The 18750-nt window shown below is 53.3% G+C and carries 22 protein-coding genes; 7 read left to right on the top strand and 15 right to left on the bottom strand.

The window, feature by feature from the left end; genetic code table 11:
* Positions 1-182 precede the first annotated feature (182 nt).
* The 6 genes from G9Q73_RS00155 to G9Q73_RS00180 form a co-directional block, all read right to left on the bottom strand.
* Positions 183-1475: an FCSD flavin-binding domain-containing protein gene (locus G9Q73_RS00155; RefSeq protein ID WP_177417943.1), complete on the bottom strand. Its 1293-nt coding sequence runs from the start codon at positions 1473-1475 to the stop codon at positions 183-185.
* A gap of 14 nt (positions 1476-1489) precedes the next feature.
* Positions 1490-2101 (bottom strand): c-type cytochrome, encoded by a 612-nt coding sequence (locus G9Q73_RS00160; RefSeq protein ID WP_177417944.1) that lies wholly within the window; start codon positions 2099-2101, stop codon positions 1490-1492.
* Positions 2102-2415: 314 nt separating this feature from the next.
* The gene (locus G9Q73_RS00165) at positions 2416-3357 is read right to left on the bottom strand and encodes an ankyrin repeat domain-containing protein (RefSeq protein ID WP_177417945.1); all 942 of its coding nucleotides are present in this window, start codon (positions 3355-3357) and stop codon (positions 2416-2418) included.
* A 36-nt stretch (positions 3358-3393) separates the two neighbouring features.
* Positions 3394-3975 carry a NapC/NirT family cytochrome c gene (locus tag G9Q73_RS00170; RefSeq protein ID WP_177417946.1) on the bottom strand — a complete coding sequence of 194 codons (582 nt, stop codon included), beginning with the start codon at positions 3973-3975 and terminating at the stop codon, positions 3394-3396.
* Between the two features lie 453 nt (positions 3976-4428).
* Positions 4429-5061, bottom strand: coding sequence for an MBL fold metallo-hydrolase (locus tag G9Q73_RS00175; protein WP_177417947.1), 633 nt, complete (start codon positions 5059-5061; stop codon positions 4429-4431).
* On the bottom strand, positions 5061-5447 hold the full coding sequence (locus G9Q73_RS00180) for a thioredoxin family protein (RefSeq protein WP_177417948.1): 387 nt from the start codon (positions 5445-5447) through the stop codon (positions 5061-5063). Before G9Q73_RS00180 ends, G9Q73_RS00175 begins: the two co-directional genes overlap by 1 nt.
* 264 nt (positions 5448-5711) lie before the next feature.
* Between G9Q73_RS00180 and G9Q73_RS00185 the strand changes: the two genes are divergently transcribed.
* The gene (locus G9Q73_RS00185; protein ID WP_177417949.1) at positions 5712-6374 is read left to right on the top strand and encodes a pyruvate-flavodoxin oxidoreductase; all 663 of its coding nucleotides are present in this window, start codon (positions 5712-5714) and stop codon (positions 6372-6374) included.
* Here the strand turns inward: G9Q73_RS00185 and yacG are convergent.
* The 3 genes from yacG to G9Q73_RS00200 all read right to left on the bottom strand — a co-directional run bounded on the left by yacG (position 6371) and on the right by G9Q73_RS00200 (position 7897).
* On the bottom strand, positions 6371-6562 hold the full coding sequence (gene yacG / locus G9Q73_RS00190) for a DNA gyrase inhibitor YacG (RefSeq protein ID WP_177417950.1): 192 nt from the start codon (positions 6560-6562) through the stop codon (positions 6371-6373). The two genes, G9Q73_RS00185 and yacG, sit on opposite strands and share 4 nt — an antisense overlap.
* A gap of 5 nt (positions 6563-6567) precedes the next feature.
* Positions 6568-7335: a cell division protein ZapD gene (gene zapD, locus G9Q73_RS00195; protein ID WP_177417951.1), complete on the bottom strand. Its 768-nt coding sequence runs from the start codon at positions 7333-7335 to the stop codon at positions 6568-6570.
* 76 nt (positions 7336-7411) lie between these two features.
* Complete coding sequence (locus G9Q73_RS00200) at positions 7412-7897, bottom strand: TlpA family protein disulfide reductase (RefSeq protein ID WP_177417952.1); 486 nt, start codon at positions 7895-7897, stop codon at positions 7412-7414.
* On the opposite strand from G9Q73_RS00200, the gene G9Q73_RS00205 reads away from it, so the two are divergent.
* Positions 7896-8141 carry a reverse transcriptase domain-containing protein gene (locus G9Q73_RS00205; protein ID WP_177417953.1) on the top strand — a complete coding sequence of 82 codons (246 nt, stop codon included), beginning with the start codon at positions 7896-7898 and terminating at the stop codon, positions 8139-8141. The genes G9Q73_RS00200 and G9Q73_RS00205 overlap by 2 nt on opposite strands.
* Before the next feature lie 463 nt (positions 8142-8604).
* Here G9Q73_RS00205 and G9Q73_RS00210 read toward each other — a convergent pair whose 3' ends face one another.
* Positions 8605-9168 (bottom strand): hypothetical protein, encoded by a 564-nt coding sequence (locus tag G9Q73_RS00210; RefSeq protein ID WP_177417954.1) that lies wholly within the window; start codon positions 9166-9168, stop codon positions 8605-8607.
* A 364-nt stretch (positions 9169-9532) separates the two neighbouring features.
* On the opposite strand from G9Q73_RS00210, the gene G9Q73_RS00215 reads away from it, so the two are divergent.
* Positions 9533-9964, top strand: a complete 432-nt coding sequence (locus tag G9Q73_RS00215; RefSeq protein WP_369408794.1) for a TfoX/Sxy family DNA transformation protein — start codon at positions 9533-9535, stop codon at positions 9962-9964.
* A 13-nt stretch (positions 9965-9977) separates the two neighbouring features.
* On the opposite strand, the gene G9Q73_RS00220 is transcribed toward G9Q73_RS00215, so the two are convergent.
* The 5 genes from G9Q73_RS00220 to G9Q73_RS00240 form a co-directional block, all read right to left on the bottom strand.
* Positions 9978-10754, bottom strand: a complete 777-nt coding sequence (locus G9Q73_RS00220; protein WP_177417955.1) for a carbonic anhydrase — start codon at positions 10752-10754, stop codon at positions 9978-9980.
* A 108-nt stretch (positions 10755-10862) separates the two neighbouring features.
* Positions 10863-13169, bottom strand: a complete 2307-nt coding sequence (locus G9Q73_RS00225; protein ID WP_177417956.1) for a thioredoxin domain-containing protein — start codon at positions 13167-13169, stop codon at positions 10863-10865.
* A 104-nt stretch (positions 13170-13273) separates the two neighbouring features.
* Entirely contained in the window at positions 13274-13822 is a 549-nt protein-coding gene (locus G9Q73_RS00230) for a TlpA family protein disulfide reductase (RefSeq protein WP_177417957.1), read from the bottom strand.
* Positions 13823-13832: 10 nt separating this feature from the next.
* The gene (locus G9Q73_RS00235; RefSeq protein WP_246344877.1) at positions 13833-14735 is read right to left on the bottom strand and encodes a sulfurtransferase; all 903 of its coding nucleotides are present in this window, start codon (positions 14733-14735) and stop codon (positions 13833-13835) included.
* Between the two features lie 74 nt (positions 14736-14809).
* Positions 14810-15064 (bottom strand): DUF1289 domain-containing protein, encoded by a 255-nt coding sequence (locus tag G9Q73_RS00240; RefSeq protein ID WP_177417958.1) that lies wholly within the window; start codon positions 15062-15064, stop codon positions 14810-14812.
* A 240-nt stretch (positions 15065-15304) separates the two neighbouring features.
* Here G9Q73_RS00240 and G9Q73_RS00245 point away from each other — a divergent pair, with 240 nt between their 5' ends.
* The 4 genes from G9Q73_RS00245 (at position 15305) to G9Q73_RS00260 (ending at position 18616) form a co-directional block, all read left to right on the top strand.
* On the top strand, positions 15305-15589 hold the full coding sequence (locus G9Q73_RS00245) for a hypothetical protein (protein WP_246344879.1): 285 nt from the start codon (positions 15305-15307) through the stop codon (positions 15587-15589).
* A 201-nt stretch (positions 15590-15790) separates the two neighbouring features.
* Positions 15791-16201 (top strand): tetratricopeptide repeat protein, encoded by a 411-nt coding sequence (locus G9Q73_RS00250; RefSeq protein ID WP_177417959.1) that lies wholly within the window; start codon positions 15791-15793, stop codon positions 16199-16201.
* 3 nt (positions 16202-16204) lie between these two features.
* Positions 16205-17983: an ExeA family protein gene (locus G9Q73_RS00255; RefSeq protein ID WP_177417960.1), complete on the top strand. Its 1779-nt coding sequence runs from the start codon at positions 16205-16207 to the stop codon at positions 17981-17983.
* Positions 17984-18616, top strand: a complete 633-nt coding sequence (locus tag G9Q73_RS00260) for a general secretion pathway protein GspB (RefSeq protein WP_177417961.1) — start codon at positions 17984-17986, stop codon at positions 18614-18616. It begins immediately after the preceding gene.
* Positions 18617-18750: the final 134 nt, after the last annotated feature.

Genomic DNA, 18750 nt, shown 5'->3' on the forward strand with positions numbered 1-18750 from the left:
TCTATCCGTGCGGTTTTATGTCTGTTTTAGTAGGGGCGCCGCCCCAATTTAATAACCCGCCCGTTTGCAGTGGGGGTTGTTTGTTCTCCCAATAAAAAAGGCGGAACCCGAGGGTTCCGCCTTTGAAAGGATCGTTGTGAAAACGTCCTCAGCCGTCATCCCTGACGGTTGTGGTTCATCTCTTACATAAAGATGTCGTTGGTGATGTTGTCGAACCAGCTGTAGGCGTACTGCACCTCGCGGGCCCGCATTTCGGCAGAGGCATCCTTGGGTGTCAGACCGCCGGAGACTTTGGTGATCTTGGAGCCGTCTTTAGCCAGACGATAAACTGCCGCAACGGAGATACCGTAGCCCGGGCCGATGATAGAGTAGCAGGTGTTGACGTAGGCCGGCGTACCAAGCTCCTGACCATTCAGCATCGCAACAATAGCAGCGGCGCAGACCTTGGCTTCAGAGTTGGCTGCATAGCCGGATTTCGGCATACCCTTTGCAATAGCGGCATCACCAATCACATGGATATTCTTGTGAATGGTTGACTCAAAGGTGTGCAGGTTGATCGGACACCAGTCGCCTTTGGTCAGGCCCGCAGCGAATGCGATCTTGCCAGCCTTCTGGGCGGGGATCACGTTCAGTACGTCCGCAGTGACTTCGTTGAAGCCGGTGGTCGCAGTACGGGTCTTGGCGTCGATGCCGGTCAGCACATTGTCGTCGGAACCCTTCGGGGTGCCGTGCCACTCGATCATGCTGTTGTCTGTGCCGTAGCCATAGAGATCCTTCCAGCCCTGTACGAACAGGCCCATCTTGGAGAATTTCGGCTTTGGATCCAGGATGATGATCTTGGACTTTGGCTTGTGCTGCTTAAAGTAGTGTGCGATCTGCGAGGCGCGCTCATAGGGTCCGGGAGGACAACGGAAGGGATTGGTTGGCGGGCAGATACAGACAGTGCCGCCATCCTTCATTGCCAGCAGTTGCTTGCGCAGGGTCACGGTCTGTGAACCGGCCTTCCAGGCGTGGGTGATGGTCTCCGCCACATTGGCATCGTAACCTTCAATGGTCTCCCACTTGAAATCGACACCTGGGGCGACGATGCAGCGGTCGTAATTGAAGCTCTTGCCGCCCTTGGTCTTGACCACGCGTTTGCCGGCATCGATGCCGGTAACGATGTCGTGAACGACCTTCACACCGTGCTTGCCAACACCACTGTAACCGAACTTGATGGAGTCGATGGTACGGTCGCCACTCAGAACCTCGTTGGAGAGGTAGCAGGTGTAGTAGTGCTTGTTGGCTTCGATCAGGGTGACATCGATGGTCGGATCGGCCAGCTTCAGATACTTGGCAGCAGTTGCGCCACCGGTACCACCACCAACCACCACCACCTTCTTACTTGCGCCCAGAGCGATAAAAGGGGTACCGATCATGCCAACAGCAGTCGCTGCACCAGCACCTTTTACAAAACTTCTACGGGTAATCTTCATGTTTTCAATCCCCCTTATTGCTGGCTTGCGTAGAAGTGCATCAGATCGTCAATACTGCCGTCGCCTTTCGCCTTCAGCATCTTGTTGAGTTTCTTTTTCATCTTCTTGGAAATGGGACGGTCGCCCGCCCTATAGTCAGCCAGGGTCCACTTCAGGTAGGGTACCAGCTGGCCGGCGAGGACACCGGAATCGTCTTCAGCGTCAGTTCCACCATCTGCATGACACTTTTCACAGTACTTGTCGTGCAGCTTGGCGCCCTTCTTGGCCTTTGCTGCATCGAACTTCTGGTTCGCTGCGACAAAAGGCTTTTTACCGTAGAAACCTGCCATTGCAGTAAATTCTTCGTCGGTATAACCCTTGGCAATGCGGCCCATAATCGTGGATATAATCTCGCCACTCTTATAGCCTTGCATGATCTCAACAAAGTATTCAGTGGAGAGACCACCGATGCTGGGGATAGCCGGACCGACGCTGGCGCCGTTGGTGCCATGGCAACCGGCGCAGGTGTCGGACATCATTTTTGCGCTGGCGCCCATCATCAGGGGTTTGTCAGCGGCGAAAGCCAGTGTAGATGCACTGAGAGCCAGTGCGCCGATCAGGGCCTTCTTAATGGTTGTGTATGCCATGTTTCCTCCTTTGGGTTTTGAACAGGCTTACAATGGTATAAAGGGATTATTATCCCAGTAAAAAATGCGCTGAAATCTTAAACTACGTGAAGACTTCAACTGCATTGGCGCGCTAGCGAAAACTCCCTGACTTTCTTTGGATTTATTGTGGATTCCATCCACTTCGCTTGCGCAATGCTCTGGATAACAGGTTGTTGGGAAAACGACCGGTTACCGGTGTCAAACGGGTGTCATCGCTTGACACTATTATTTATTAAATACATGAAGATGAGTCGGTTGCATTAGGCTATCTCATCCTCCACATACTTCGTCTATCAGCCTGCTCTCTCGAGCAGATTGACGATATGCTTTTTTCTTTTCTTTTTGGCAATGTCTGCCGCTGTGCGACCGTTGCTGTTTCTAATTGTTTTATCGGCGCCCTGCTTCAGCAGAAGCCGGGTCATATCCGCGGAGCCACTGCTCGCAGCTTCCATCAGTGGCGTGATGCCATCATGATCAGCGTGGTTGATATTGGCGCCTTTGTCAATCAGCAGTTTTGTGATTACTATGTGCCCTTGTCCCACTGCCCAAATCAATGCCGTCGCGCCGTCACGATCTTCTTTGGCGATGGAAGCGCCGAGTTTCAGCAGGCTCTCTACCGTCTCTTCGTTGCCGCGGTCGGCCGCAAGTATCAACGCGGTGGAGCCGTTTCTGTCCTGGGCATCGGCGTTGGCGCCATGTTTGAGCAGCATTTCGGCGGTATCCGTATGACCTTTTCTCGCCGCCATCATGAGAGCGTTTCTGCCGTGCTTGTCCGACGCGTGGGGATCGGCCCCCTTGAAGAGAAGTTGTTCTACCATGTCCGTGATGCCGTAACGGGCGGCAATCATCATTGAGTCCCAGCCGGCCCGGGTGCGATCATGTATATTTGCGCCGCGTTCGAGCAACATTGCGGTAAGTGCCGGATGCCCGTTTTCGGCTGCAACAGTAAGTGCAGTGCAGCCTGCGAGGGTACGGAAGTTGACCTGAGCACCCCGGTTCAGCAGCAGGACGACAGTTTCGAAATTGTCGTTTTCGACCGCCATCATGAGAGCGGTCTTGCCGAATTTATTGGCGGTGTCGACCGAAATGCCTTTATCCAGAAGTTCAATGATGACGTCTGTGTCACCGACAATGGCGGCCAGTCTCAACTCTTTTGCCATCTCCTTGTCACCGGAGAGGACTGGAGTTGAGATGAGCAGCGCAAGCAGTATTGCGGCAAGCTTGTTTTTCTTCATGATTCTACCGTGACTGTTCCGGGTTCAATGCGCTGATCATGCCTTGTCGTTATCTTCCTCGGTGGCTTCTTCCGGTTCATCCGGCTCCTCATGTGCGATGCCCTTGTGGCAGTCGATACATGTCTTGCCTTCGTCCTCCGCTCTTGCGTGACGCTTACGGGCGATGCGATCCTGTTCGCTCAGATCCATCTGGCTGAAGTCATGGCAGCTTCGGCATTCGCGGGAGTTCGTACTACGCATCTTATCCCAAACCCGGTTAGCCATCTCCCAGCGGTGGGACTCATATTTTTCTTTGGTGTCGAGGGTGCCGAGGATCTCATGCAAGACATCCTTATATGCCATTACCTTTGCGACCATCTTGGGTATGAACGGTTTGGGAACATGGCAGTCCGCGCAGGTGGCCCGTACCCCTGAGGCATTTTTGTAATGCGTTGTCTCTTTGTACTCTTCCAAATTTACTTTCATGGAGTGGCAGCTCGTACAGAAGTCCATTTCGTTTGTGAATCCAAGGCCCACATTGAAGAGTCCGGTAAATACGACGCCGGCGAGGAAGATGATGCCTACGAAGACAATGGATACTTTGCCCGCAGCGTTACCGCTGGCATTGTTGCGAAACATACTCCATCCTCAATCTTTTGTTTTAGGTATCGCAGAAAACGGTGATCTCTCCTGCCTGATCTACGAGTGCTGACTTGTTATTGGAAAAATATGAGCACCCAATATTATTTGGCGGATAGTACGTCATGCAGTCAATCAATGCAAAACTATGAACTATATGAATTTATTAGAGAAAGCTGATGTTTATATCCTATTTCGATGGGCTGAGTGGTGGTGCTTGCATTTCTGATGCTGATTTCAGATTGGGTAGATAGTAGCGAGACCCCCTTTCCTCAGAATCGGCGGAGTTGGATGTCAGTAGATACTGTGCTTACCGGCATAGGCGTACTGCCTGGTTGCGATGCGAATGTGGATGCACTCCCGCCGGTATCCTGCTCAATACCTGCCGGCGGGTGTGTGACAAGGGTTATGTGGCCTTGAGGTGCGCAGGGATAGTGTAAGCCGGTTTAAAACCTAATCTGCAACAAACGGATTGTTGCGGCGTTCTTCACCAAAAGTTGATTCAGCGCCATGGCCGGGGATGAAGCGTACCGCACTTCCCAGGGGCCAGAGTTTTCCCTTTATCGAATGGATCAGCGCTGCATGGTTGCTTCGCGGAAAGTCGGTTCGGCCAATCGATCCGTGGAATAGCACATCCCCCACCAGCGCCAGTTTGCTCTCACGGTGGAAGAAAACGACATGCCCTGGTGTATGACCCGGACAATGCAGAACCTCAAGCTCCACTTCGCCGAAGCGTACACGGTCCCCATCCTTCAACCAGCGTTCCGGTTCGAAGGTTTCCACGGCTGAAAAACCAAACATGGCCGCCTGATCGGGCATGCCTTCGAGCCAGAATCGGTCGTCCTGCTGTGGACCCTCGATAGGTATATCCAGTTTTCTGGCCAGTGCTGCTGCGCCGCCGGCGTGATCGATATGTCCGTGGGTGATGAGGATCAGTTGTGGTTTCAGTTGATGGACAGAAACTGCTTCAATGATTCGTTCGATATCGCCACCGGGGTCGACAATGGCGGTGGCCAGGGTCTTTTCACACCATAGCAGCGTACAGTTCTGCTGAAAGTCGGTAACCGGGATGATCAATGCCCGCATTAGCTGATTCTCTGTAGTAGTTTTTCAAGTTGTCTCTGTGATTTGGCGCCCACCAAGACCTCTGTAATGACATTGTCCTCTACCAGGACTGTTGTCGGCGTGGCGCGGATGCCGTAGGCGGCAGCCGTCTCTGGCGCTTGTCTGGCATCATATTTGATGACTTTCTCATGTTTTTTGGCCATTTCGTCAATGATCGGCGTCATTTGGCGGCAGGGACCGCAATGCGCGCTGTAAAAATAGACCAGTCGCGATGAGGGGAGATCGGGGCCGTTACCTGATACTGCCACGCTTTTCCCGACACTGCGACGGGCGGAGAGATAGGTAAGCAGTGGCATCAGTAGCAGGAATGCCGCCAGGACGAGAATAACCAGGAGTGGCCAGTTCATGGTGCTTTGTCCTCATAATCGTTGTGATTCGCTTATTCGATTGTGCCGGTTGTGGGCTTTCTGTGCCAGCGTAATTCAAAGTCGGGCGAATCGTCGCTGAAGACCGGGAAGGTGCAGCCGGCTCAGACAAGTGGTGAGGATTTTTTCGGAGCAAGCATGGCAGGATCCCATTTCTTCGGAAAATAGTGTGTCGGGCAGACAATGTTTTGGCACAATAACAGCGCTATTTAACAGATAAGTTTTCAGGATTGGATTGCTACAGTTATGAACCTGATTTTTGTCCTTGGCGGATTACTGATCGCGGCACTGATGCTGGCTAGCATAGTTCATCGTTATCAGGTGCACATGGCGCAGAAACGAATGAAGATCCAGCGCCTGCTGCGAGGTGTGGATCTTGTGGAGGATCTGCTGGATCGGCTTTCGGGATGTCCATTTCCAGCCGAGACGCGGCAACTGCTGCAGAAGGATATGTTGGCGCGTTATCAGGCCATCAGGGGGGTGGATCGCCGTTACGAAGGGATCGACAAGCTGATTGGCGAGATCGGGCAGGCTCTGGCCTCAGCAGAAGTGGTATCACAGAGTCAAAATATCTTCGACAAACCGCACTTGCAGAAGGTGGTCGATGCATTTGGCGAGCTGATGGGGTTTCTGCAGGAGGGGGGGTTATTGCACCGGACACCGGCAGAAGTGGTTCGCGAACATGTAGAGAAGTTGGCTATGCAGCGTGCGGAGTGCGTCTCCCATTTTCACTTCACCAAGGCTGAACAATCATTTGAAGAGGGTAAAGTTCACGACGCCTTGGGACATTGCAATGCCATCAAGGAGTTCCTGACAGAGAAGGGGCCGAACTCTGATGAGGTGAGGGCACTCTACGATGAAGCTGAGGCGTTCAGGAAACGGATCGGCGAGCACGAAGCTGACAACTAATGCTCCGAAAGGTCCTCGTCGAATGACGTCTCTTCAGAAGGAATTTTATGCTTCTCGTCGAACCACTCCCCAAGGTCGATCAGGCGACAGCGCTCACTGCAGAAGGGCCGCCAGGGTGATTGTTTTCCCCAAGTGACGTTTTTACCGCAGGTAGGGCAGGGGACAAAAGTGGGCTCGCGGTCACTCATGAGGATTAGAGCACACAGCTCGTGAGCATGAAATCGACGTCCTGCTTCGACGCAACGGGTCTCCCGGTATCCACTGCCTCCAGAAAGCGGATGCTGAAACGATGTTTGTTGCCGCTGATTTCCACGAACAGCGAGGAGCCTTCCGGCAGGCCGACGCGGATCATCTGCGCGGGTGAGGGTGTCTCCAGTGACTTCTGGTAAAAGCCCTCTCTGGCCTGTTCCCGGACCGGGTGGTTGCTGGTGCGGATCAGGTTCAGTAACAGGATGATGGCCTCGCGCACAGGGTTGAGTTCCTGGAGCCACTCCAGCATCTGATTCCGGCGGACCTCGTAGGGTTGATTCAACCAGTAGTGGTATTGCGGCAGGTCGAAGTTGCAGCTGCCGCCCGGAATGCTGCTGCGTTGCATAATGGCGGTGAGGAACTCATTCTCGCGCAGCTTTTTGCCAATCTGACCGTCCAGCCGATAGACCTGATGGATCGCCTGCTCCAGGTCGTCCAATACCTGCCCGAGGGCCTGCATGTTGACCCCTGGCTGGCGGCGAATACGTTCCAGATTGGTGGTATGCCGCTCAAGTTCCTTGAGGATTTCAGTCTTCAGATCAGAACGGCTAAAGATGCTGATGGTGCCCAGCAGGCCATCGAGGGCGGTGCGGTTGCTCCAGGCATCCTGGGGAGAGAGGAAATGGTCAATCTGCAGAAACAGGTGCTCAAGACGCAGAAAGGTGCGAATCCTTTCATTGAGCGGATGTTCATAGATGACAAGATGGGTCACGGCGGCTTGGGTGTCTTCAGGGTGTAATCTTTAATTGTCCCCCATTAGGGTGCGAGAGGTAAATAGCCGGTAAGGCTTATTTCAGCGCCCGCACCATGTCGAGCAGCGCCGGGTCGTCCCATGCCCGGCCGCCGATGGCCCGGTAGACCAGTCTTCCCTGAGGGTCGACCACATAGGTTGTGGGCAGGCCTCTGACCGGCCAGGATTGGATGGTTGCCGAATCCTGATCCAGCAGAAGAGGAAACTCCACCGGAAAGTTTGCAGTGAACTGAAAGATGGTGTCTTCATCTTCACCGATGTTGATGGCCAGCATAGCGATCCCCTCCGGTTCCAGAATCTCCCAGGCGCGTTGCATGGAGGGCATCTCCTCCCGGCAGGGTGGGCACCAGGTGGCCCAGAAGTTCACGATGACCACCCGGCCCCGATAATTGGAGAGACGGTGTTCGGTGCCGTCCAAATCAGTGAGCTGGAAATCACCGGCTGTGGGCCGTTCCGGCAGTGCCTGCAGCAGTTGCGAGCTACCTGCGGCCTGCACCGGTTGAAAGAGAAGGGTGCAGAGCATGATTCCGGATAAACTCCTGGAATTGCGCCGAATGCGTTTTGCCCGTTATGCAGACGACTTTGTCGTCTGTGTAGAGTCGACATCGGCAGGACACCGCGTGATGGCGTGGATAAAGCGCTTTCTGACCACCAAGTTAAAGCTGGTGATCAATGAGGAGAAGAGCAAGGTGGTGAAAACCAACGACCTCCGTTTCCTCGGCTTTACCTTTAGAGGCAAAAGATCCGGTGGAGCGATAAAGCACTGAGCGACTTCGGCGCACAACATCTGTCGACCATCGAAACGTCGGGAATCTCATGCATCGCTCGTACCGCGAACTTCGCCTTTATATCCGGGGCTGGACTGGATCCATTTGGTCTTTTCGGAATATTATCACTTTAACAGCTTGATGAATGGGCTACGCGTCGTGTGTACGGCCAGTTATTGAAGCAGTGGCGTAAACCACGCACTCGCATCCGGAAACTCATCAAGCTTGAAACCAGGATACGAACAGCTGTGTATCTTGGGTTAAGCTCAAAAGGGCCTTATCGTTTAGCCAGAACATTGGCTACGCAATCTGGAATGACCACAAGTGGTTGGAGAAATAGGCTCATCTCTGTTAGAGAACAATGGATCAAGTTTCATCATGTTGATGAACCGCCCGGTGACCCGCATGCCAATAGTAGGTGGGAGGGAGGGCTAGAGACCCTCCCTTACCTGATTAGGCTTTTTTACAGATTTTCGGCTGTTTTCCACAATTTTTCATTCCCTAATTCTACATACCATTTTTCGAAGCGTTTCTTTGCTTCTATATATCTCTGAGGAACATCATGCATATTGTCATTACTAATATAATATGCCATTCCCTCAATTAACCAATCTGGTTTAAAAAGCATCTGTATTACGCCAATTCTTTCAGCTTGGATATGGTGTACAAATTCATGGATTATTTTTGTATTGCTCCAACCACGAGGGCTAATAACTACTCCGGAAGTACCAACCGCGTGTGCTACTGATGGTGATTTAAAACCAAATGATTCATAGCAATTTTCTGTTGCACAGAATATTGCACGAGGGCTATTATAAAAATAACCAACAGCATTATTTGTTACGATAGCTGATTCCAGATAGAGCAACTCTGCGGCTTCTCTTTTTCTTATATCATCCAGACAGATCTTTTCATTAATACATGTTAATCCATTCAATTCAGGAGCAAGAACACGCATAGGTTTATAGAAGCCCCATGCAGCGACAGGAAGAGCCATAATTACTAGAGTTATTATTACCTTTTTCATGCTCACTTCTGCGTTTAGAGCCTAACATCGACATAGGTGGGAAAGCCTAACTCGGTAAACACTGCAGCAGTGTTTGGTGTGATAGGCTATGGTGTTATATTGTATTTTACATGACGATAGGTTAGCGTCATTTCAACGAGAAATAAAATCTTTGCCATGAAGGGCCTGGAATGAACGATTGTTCTGCTACAGACTTCACTGATAAGGTTGTGCTGTCTGGCGCAACTATCAGAAAACGCAAGAAAAACAAAAAGATTACATAAGATGCCGGCTGTGATAAGCCAGAAACTTATCTGAAGCACTACGATTTTATCAGGCTAAGTGCTTACTATCCTGAACATTCGGCGTCCGATGGTATCAGTCTGTGATCCTGATTGGTCGCGGCCTATTAAATCGCTCTATCGCAAAAGCACTATTAAAAAATGGCTGGGCCAGCCCGCTTGGCCTAGGCATAAACTATTGGAAGTTTTACCGCTTACGAGCGCTGGACAGCATGGCCGATATCTATAACAAAAGAGTATCTGACCTCAAAGGCTTGGGTGAAAAGTCAGAAGAATGCCTGAATGAAATAGGCATCTATACAAGAATGGATCTGGAAAAAATTGGAGCCATTGGTGCGTTCCTCAAAATGAGGAGTGAATGCTGCGTCGAGCCAAGCCTGAATCTTTTGTATGCAATGGTAGGCGCGCTGGAAGACAAGAACTGGCTAAAGGTAGCAAAAGAAGAGAAGGGGCGGTTGTTAATGGAATTGGAGGGTTACAAAGAATTGGAAGCGCTGTTGAGGCGTGACGGTTAAATTCGACGCTCTCCTAATGAATGCTCGTCCAGATCATACGCCCATTCAGCGGTTGCACAGGACGGGCATTGTAGCCGATAGCATCGGTAAATTTTCGCAGCTGCAGATCGGGTATCTCGATCGGGTTTTTGAACACGATCCAGCGAGCAGGTTCTTTACAGGGAGGTGTTGTCAGTGATCCGTTGTAGAGTACATGACTTCTATTGGTCGGCAGCAGAAAGATTGCGTTGATACCGATCTGGCGACTGTATCTCTGGCCACCATTTTCTTGTGGCAGGTGGCGGGCGATTCGCTTGACCATCAGGTTGTTGCGTCTTCCCGCGTTTACCGGAATTGCGAGTATCACAGGGTTGCCGTTGTTGTCGATATGGTTGAGCTGAATCTCCATATCAGCAGCCCTGCCCAGATAGGTATGTTCACCAGGTATATGCAGATCAATACTGCGCAACTGAAAACGTTCACCACCCATCTTCATGAATCCACCGGATTCCATATCCAGTGAAATGCCGTGGTTAGATCGTCGGATTGACAGGATGCTGGTGCGGTAGAAAAAAGAGAGTGGCAGGTGCTCGGATTCTATGGCGCCCTGGATATCCACAGGCGATTGCGCTTGGCCTGCTCCACACGCGCTGAATGCGCTGGAGAGAGTGCTCCATTTCTCCGGGGGCGTTTCACCGCTATAGCTCCAAGCCTGTCCTGATTGTGAGTCCGTGTCGCGTGCACTGAGACTCAGCGACAGCGAGAGAAAGACGGCCAGAGCGAAAAATTTAATCACTGATTGCATGTTCATAATCGTGTCAGAGTCTAACCAATGGTGTGCGGCTGTGACATAGGGGAAACCACGCGGCGCAGGTGCAGTCCGTGGGGGGAGTTCCCCTTAATTAATTCGGGACACCACTCAGATTGAAGGTAGGGTGGGAATATGGAGTTGCAATGTCTCCGGCGGCAGACAGACCTCATCGCTGCACGCCTGTAATTTCACATCGATGGATGTTGTCTTGACTGCAGCCGTGTCAGAGGTGGGAGTCAGCATCGCCTGTAGCGTAATCACTCCTGCATAAACGGAGAGCGGATCACTTTGAAAAGCCAGCTGCTGTAACGTGGGTTCTGGATAGGTGACGGGGCCCATGCTCCATTGGCCAGCGCTGTCGGCCAGATTGATCTCAGTGGCGATTAAATTCTTGCTCAAAGGCTGATTGGCATTGATGTGCCAGCCCTCAGGAATGGTGATGGTGATGGTTAACAGCTGTTTGTCATTCTTGAGTGTCCTGGCCTTGCCCATGAGGCGGATGCCGCCTTGTGCGGCATATCGGCGGGCGCTCAACTCCCCCTGCTGTAGATCATCGATGGCGCTCAACATGTAGGTGTAGCCGTTGGGATGCCGCTCAATTGCGGTGGCGAAACTGCCGATCAGGTTATTGGCGTGAGTGCGATAGTCCAGCTTGCCGGTGCGTACCCAGAGCATCTGTAACGACTTAAGGGCCACTGAACTACCGGATGGGATGGCGCTGTCGGTGCCGCTGTCCTTGGGGCGTCCCATTGCGCTGAAGTTGCTCTCCTCTTCATTCATATAGAAGCCGCCGTTCTGTTCGTCGCGAAACCGGCCGATCATGGCATCGGCGATCTCTTGCGCCCGTTGCAGCCACTTTTTATCTTCGGTCAGATCGTAGAGATAAAGCAGTGCTTCAGAAAGATAGGCGTAATCCTCCTGCGCTGCGGCAACCGAGGATTGTCCGTCGAGGTGTACCCGCCAAAGCTTGCCGGCAGCTTTGCGATTTTGCTGCCAGATAAACTCCCCCGCCTGTTCTGCGGCCTTCCGGTAAGTATCTGCAGCAAGAAGGTCGGCGGCCTGTGCAAAGGCGGTGATCATCATGCCGTTCCAGGCGGTGACCTCTTTGTCGTCCCTTAACGGATGTTCCCGGCCTTCGCGTACCTTGCGTAATACCGTATTGATATGATCGATCCGCATCTGCAGGGCGGTAAGATCCAACTTGTTTTCTTCGGCATAACTCTCCAGGTCTGACTGCAGGTGGAGGATATTCTTTCCTTCGAAGTTGCCACTGTCTGTGATGTTATAGAGATCGATTGCCAGGTCGGCATCTTCCGGCGCCAAAGCGTCACGAATCTGGGCGGGTGTCCAGATGAAGAAGGCCCCCTCTTCACCCTCACTGTCGGCGTCGGTGGCTGAGTAGAAACCGCCGTTGGGTGAGGTCATCTCGCGCATGACGTAATCGAGAGTCTGAGTGACCACTCGACGGTATTTCTCCTTGCCGGTGAGTCGCCATGCATACAGGTAGGCGCGAGCGAGATGAGCCTGGTTGTAGAGCATCTTTTCGAAGTGCGGCACCAGCCATTCGTTGTCCGTGGAGTAGCGGTGAAAACCGCCCCCCACCTGATCGTAGATCCCCCCCCGGGCCATTGCATCGAGGGTGACCTCCGCCGCCTCCAGTGCCGCTGAATCATTACTGCGTTCCGCCTGTTGCAGCAACAACAATAACCAGGGTTCGTGGGGGAATTTTGGTGCCACGCTGAAGCCGCCCTGCAGTTCATCAAAACTGCCGAGCATCGTCTTGAGTGCTGCGGCGATGGCGGTCTTGTCGAGTGCCTTGGCTGTGCCTTTGTGGTTGTTGGCTGTTTTTACGGCTTCCGCCACTCGATCCGCCTGATCGAGGACGCCGGCTTTTTTGTCGCGCCAGACCTGCTGAATCTGTGAGAGCAGCTGTCCGAACTGGTCGGGTGGGAAATAGGTGCCGCCATAGAAGGGTTTGCCCTCCGGGGTGAGAAAGCTCGACATGGGCCAACCGCCATGGCCGGTCATCAGCATCACAGCGGTCATGTAGACCTCGTCTACGTCGGGATGGCTCTCCCGGTCGACCTTGATGGCCACGAAATGCTCATTCAGTATTTTGGCCAACTGGAGGTTCTCGAAACTCTCCCGCTCCATAACATGGCACCAGTGGCAGGTGGAGTAACCGATGGAGAGAAAGACCGGCTTGTTCTCACGTTTTGCCTTTTCAAAGGCCTCTTCCCCCCAGGCATGCCAGTCCACCGGATTATGGGCATGTTGCAGCAGATAGGGGGAGTCTTCCAGGATCAGGCGGTTGATATATATCGGTGAGCCGTCTGCGTTTAAGTGTTCGGTGCGGGGTTTGTAATCCTCTCCCTTGGCCTCGTAGGCGGCTTTGAGTTGTTGATCGATTTCCATAGGCCTCGTGACCGTGTTGTTGGCGTGGGTTGCAGCGAAAGCCGTGCCGCCGAGCAAGAGCAGAGCCAGAGCAGCAGACTGGGGATGAGTCGTTTTATCATGGGTTACCCGCGATCCTCGGCCAGTAGTTGGTTGATCAGTTGGACGCCGCTTGCCGGATCAAAACTGCCGAATCGCTGGAAGCGGATACGTCCTTCTTTGTCGATGATGGCCATCTCCGGTGTGCCGCGGGTGCGGTATCGTTTCATGGTTTCCGGGATTTCGTCGCCGTCAACGTGCCGATCGATTCCCACCAGGTGTTGGATATTTTTTTGTTTGAGATAGGTGCGCAGCTTTTTGGGATTCTGATAGTCATGCCCTTCAAACACGGTGTGGATACTCAGCATCACCAGGTTTCCCGCTGTTATCTCGTCGGCAAACTGTTGCTCCCACCTGGCCATCAACGGCACCGAAAAGCTGTTGCAGCCAGGGCACCAGAGTTGGAAAAAGTCGATCACCACCACCTTGCCTTTGAGTGCCGCCAGGGTGGTGCCATCGCCGTTGATCCATTCGGAGATATCCCACTCCGGTGCGGTGCGGCCGTTGGCCAGAACGCCTTGAGTCAGACTCATTAACAGTAGTGTGATAAGGAGTTTTGATAGATAGGCGCGCATGGTTTGGTTCTCAATGTTTTAGTTGGACCTTCTGTTCCATGGGTAGGGCGTGGTCAAGCGCCCACTCGGCGGTCGATCCATCGTAAAGACGAGCCTGCTTGTTACCCAAGAGTTCGTGGGAGACGAACCAGCCAAGGGCGGCGCGATGGCCTGTATGACAATAGTTGATCTGTGGGCCGCTCAGCGGTACCTGATTGGCGGCATAGATCTTTTTCAGATTATCGATGGTATGAAAGGTTGCGCCGCCATTGGCGGTCAGCCAGTCGTAAGAGATATTGACAGCTTTGGGCAGACTGCCTGGGCGTTCTTTGCCGCTGCCGGAGTAGATGCCCATGTATTCGGCGCGGCTGCGATTGTCCACCGCCAGCGCCCCCTTTTCGAGGGCCGCTTTTACCTCTTGTGCGTCGGGGATGTAGTCGGCCCTGAGGTTGACCTTGAAGACCTTCGGCACTGCTTGGTTGAGACCGTTCTGCAGTGGGTAGACCCGCTTCTGTGCATAGTTGATCAGCCCCCCGCCGAGGATGGAAACCTGATCATGCCCCAGTGCCTTGAAGGTCCAGTAGACGCGTGAGGCGCTCGCCATGTCACCAGCGCCGTTTCCGGTGGTGACCAGTACGACGTGGGTATCATTATCGATGCCCAGACGGCCGATCAGTTTCTCCAGTTGCGCGGGAGGCGTCATGATCTGGGGTATCTTTTTCGCCGACGTGCGTCGCCAGTCACCGTAGCTGGAGTTCACCGCGCCGGGGACATGGTATCGCTGATAGGCTTTGGCGTCCTGCAGATCGAGGATTACGACCCCGCTCTTCCCGCGATTGTTATGCACCCACTCCGGTGAGACCAGCGGCTGAGCCGCCAGCGCAAAGGTTGTGGTGAAGATGAGGAGGAGAGAGAGGGCAAAGGGCTTCATCATGGTTTTTCTTCGTCTATTGGCCTGTTTGAAATGTGACTGCCGGGAACCGTGTTGGTTCCCGGAGTGGCTATTCGTCAGCTGCCGGGCTGGACGTTGAGGCCGAAACCAATACCGCCGCCCTGCTGCATGCGGTACTTACCTGCGGCCCTGGTTGCAACGAAGCTGGTGAACTCTTCGACATTCTCAAAATCCATCTTTTGTGTAAATTGCACCAGTGCATCGATCAGTTTTTTGGTCTCGGCGATCTCTTCATGGCTGCGCCCGCAGCCCTGGCAGTGGGTGCCGCCTTCTGTGCAGTTGTCTCCGCCCTGGCAGGGTATGAATATCATAGGATAATCCTCAATTGTGGTGTGAATCGTTGTCGGCGCAGTTTATCCATGAAGAGACCGGGCGTCACCCTTGGAAGAAAGCAGTCATTCGCCCAGCGTGCCAGACGGAATAATCTATAGGATATTTCTATAAGCATTCTCTAATATAGGCGACGTGCCTCGATGTTATTTTCCACATAAGGCGTATGGTTTAAATGTGGACGGGAAAAAGTGACAGCAGTATGTCGCAGGAGGTTTATCATGAAGACAATGCGCAAATTCCTGACTGCAACAGCAGTGGCAGCACTTGTGGCACTGCCGGTATCCACCGCAGATGCCTGGTGGGGTGGTAATGGATGGGGTGGCTTCGGTTTCTCCTTTGGCTTCTCCGGTTCAGGCTGGGGGCGCAATTGGTACCGGCCATGGTATGGGTATAGAAATTACGGTTACTATCCCTACCACTATGGCTACTACCCTTCCTATTACCCGGTATACACGCCGGTTTTGACGCCAACACTTGAAGTACCACAGTTGGCTGAAAAGTAGCTGTCGTTAATCAGACCTGACGGTTTTAGCCGTGATTTCGTCCATTGTCGCGGCTAAAAAAACGACAGGGATTCTGCGCCCATTTACCCCCATTAGTACAAAAGCACCGCTTCTCTATGCACCTGTGGCTGAGAGGTGTTATGTTTCCTTATTGTATGGGATCGCTGCTGGCCGGGAGAGAATCGATAGTAGATGAATTTGATGGCGAAAAATATTATTCGCGGCGTTACGCTGCTGTTTCTGCTCATGACGCCTTTTCTCTCCGTTGCGGGGAACGATGCCTATGAAGCGGCACTGACCTCGTTTGAAGCGGGTGACTACAAAGGTGCTTACAACTCCTTCAGATCGCTGGCGGAGGAGGGTGTGGTGGATGCCCAGTACTATCTCGGTATGCTCTATCTCTACGGACAGGGGGTGAGAAAGAGTAATTCCCGGGGAGTGGAGTGGCTGAAACAGGCTGCTGGAAACGGCTCCTATCAGGCGGCCATTAACCTGGGGCAGATGTATCTCTCCGGTGAAGGCGTCGCACTCAATGAGACCGTGGCAATCCAATGGTTGGAAATGGCGGACAAGCTGGCCAAAGCGCAAGATCTGGAAGAGGATTGCGATTGAGCCATGCAGTTTAGCGATTTCGGGTTTCAGGAAAATCCCTTTTCCATTACGCCTGACCCCCGCTATCTCTATCTGAGTCGTGGGCATGAGGAGAGTCTGGCTCACCTGATCTACGGAACCGGGCCGAATGGCGGCTTCGTGCAGCTGACCGGTGAAGTCGGTACCGGCAAGACCATGCTGGTGCGCAGTCTGTTGGAGCAGAATCTCGAAAACGTCGATATCGCCCTGATCTTCAATCCCCGACTCTCGCGTCGCGCTTTCATGGCGGCCATCTGCGACGAACTGGGCATTAAATATGTGGGTCCCCCCTACTCCCTCAAACAACTGACCGATAATCTGAGCCACCATCTGTTGAAGACGCATGCGGCCGGACGCAATACGGTCCTGGTGGTGGACGAGGCGCAGAATCTGAGTCCCAGGGTGCTTGAACAGGTCCGCATGCTGACAAATCTGGAGACTTCGCAACACAAGTTGCTGCGCATTATTCTGGTGGGTCAGCCAGAGTTGCAGCAACTGCTGGCGCGTAAGGATATGCGACAGGTTGCCCAGCGCATTACAGCACGCTATCACCTTCTTCCGTTATCCCGCCGGGAGACTGTCCGCTATATCCGGCACCGGCTTGTCGTGTCGGGGAACCGTGAAGATCTTTTCACCTCGTCAGCGCTACGCCTGGTGTATTACCTGTCCAGAGGTGTTCCGCGAATCATCAACACCCTCTGCGAGCGGACTCTGTTGGCGATTTTTGCCACTGGCGCCAAGCGGGCTGGGTCCAGGTTGGTTTGGCGTGCGGCTAGAGAGGTCAAAGGTTCCAGTGTGGTGTTGGGAAAACTCAGTCGCCTCATGCCTGTCCTGCTGATCGTGTTCTCCACTGTGGCCATCGCCTGGTTTCTGCTGCCACTATTTACAGACTCAATGTCGGAGTCGGGTGAGGTGGTTGCACAGCTGCTGGATCGGCCCGCCAAGGTAGAGCATGAATTGTCTCTGCCGCCTCTGGCCCCCCTGGTACCGGATGACTTTTCTGTGATTCCGCCTGAGTCTGGAGCGAAAGAAGTCTCGGTACTGTCGCAAACAGAATCTGCACCGGCCGTATCAGTCCCTCCCGTATCTGAAGCAATCGACACCCTGCCTGAAGCTGGTCTGAAGGTTGATCTGGAGGGGCAGATCGCGCATGTGGCAGACAGCAATCGGGCGGTGCATCTGCGACTGTTTGAGTTGTGGGGCAAAAGTATCAAGCTGCTCTCATCAGAGAGCGCCTGCAAAGAGGCGCCGCCATTGGGTTTGCGTTGTCTCACCGGTATTGGTGGCTGGGAGGATCTGGAGCGCATCAACAGGCCGCTGCTGCTCAAGTTAAAATTGGGTTACCGGCAACGTTATATCCTTCTCAAATCCATGCAGGGGGAGAATTTAACGGTAGATTACGGTGCGGGTGACCGGCGGCTGAAACGGGCAGACATCGCTCCCCTCTGGCCTGGTGATTATGTGGTGGTGTGGCGCCCAAGAACAAAATCAGCCCTGGTGGGGCCGGGTTCGACAGGCGTCCCTGTCACTTGGCTGAGGTCGCAGCTTGCCAAAGCAGAGGGTTTGGAACCCCCAGCCGTGATCGGCCGGGATGCATACAATGCGGAGTTGCGGCAGCAACTGAAACGCTTCCAGTCCAAACATGGGTTGTCCTCAGACGGTGTTGCAGGGCAGCAGACCATGATTACCCTGAACAATGTGCAGCTCACCGCCGACACTCCAACCCTGAGAGCAGTTGTGACCAGCGAAGGGGGCAAAGGATAAATGTCGCTGATTCTCGAGGCCCTGAAGAAAGCGGAGCGCCAGCATCGGATTGGTCAAGTGCCCCGGCTCGGTGCAGTCAACACCCAGCAGGATTTGGGGCAATCCCGTTGGTTCGGTATCGTGGCGCTGGTATTCCTGGGCCTGGGCATGTTGCTGCTGGGTCTCTATTTGGGACAGGAGGATCCGCAGCAGATGGTGTCTGGTCCGGCGTTGGTACCCGACACGCAGCCTGCCAGACAGGAGGCGCCGAAGTTCTCTGTTTCGCAGTCGCAGCAGCCTGTGCCTGTACAGCCACAGGTGGCCGCTGTGCAGAAACTGAAAATCCAGCCGCCTGAACCGGAAGCGTCCTTGTTCACGACGCCAGTTGTTGAGGAGCCTCCGGCCCCTGTACTCCAGGTTCCACCAAAATCGATCAGCGAGCTGCCGCCAGGATTTGTGGATAATCTGCCAGAGCTCAATATCGATGTGCATAGTTACAATGACCAGCCCAAACGTCGTTACGTGTTGATCAACCTGGAGAAGTACCGGGAGGGAGACTATCTGGACGCAGGCCCCCTGTTGTCTGAAATTCTGCCGGATGGAGTGGTGCTCGAACACATGGGCGAGCGGTTCAAAATGCCGATCGGCAATTAGTAAATCTTCATGATAATGTCTGATCAACAAGTCGTAGATGCCATGAGGGGGTATTTGAGCTAAGCCTCTATTAGGGAGTATAGAAAGAGGACTTAGTGATGAAACATGCTCAAACACCCCTGATGGAAAGTATG

Source organism: endosymbiont of Lamellibrachia barhami (assembly GCF_011947365.2).
Classification (GTDB): domain Bacteria; phylum Pseudomonadota; class Gammaproteobacteria; order Chromatiales; family Chromatiaceae; genus QGON01.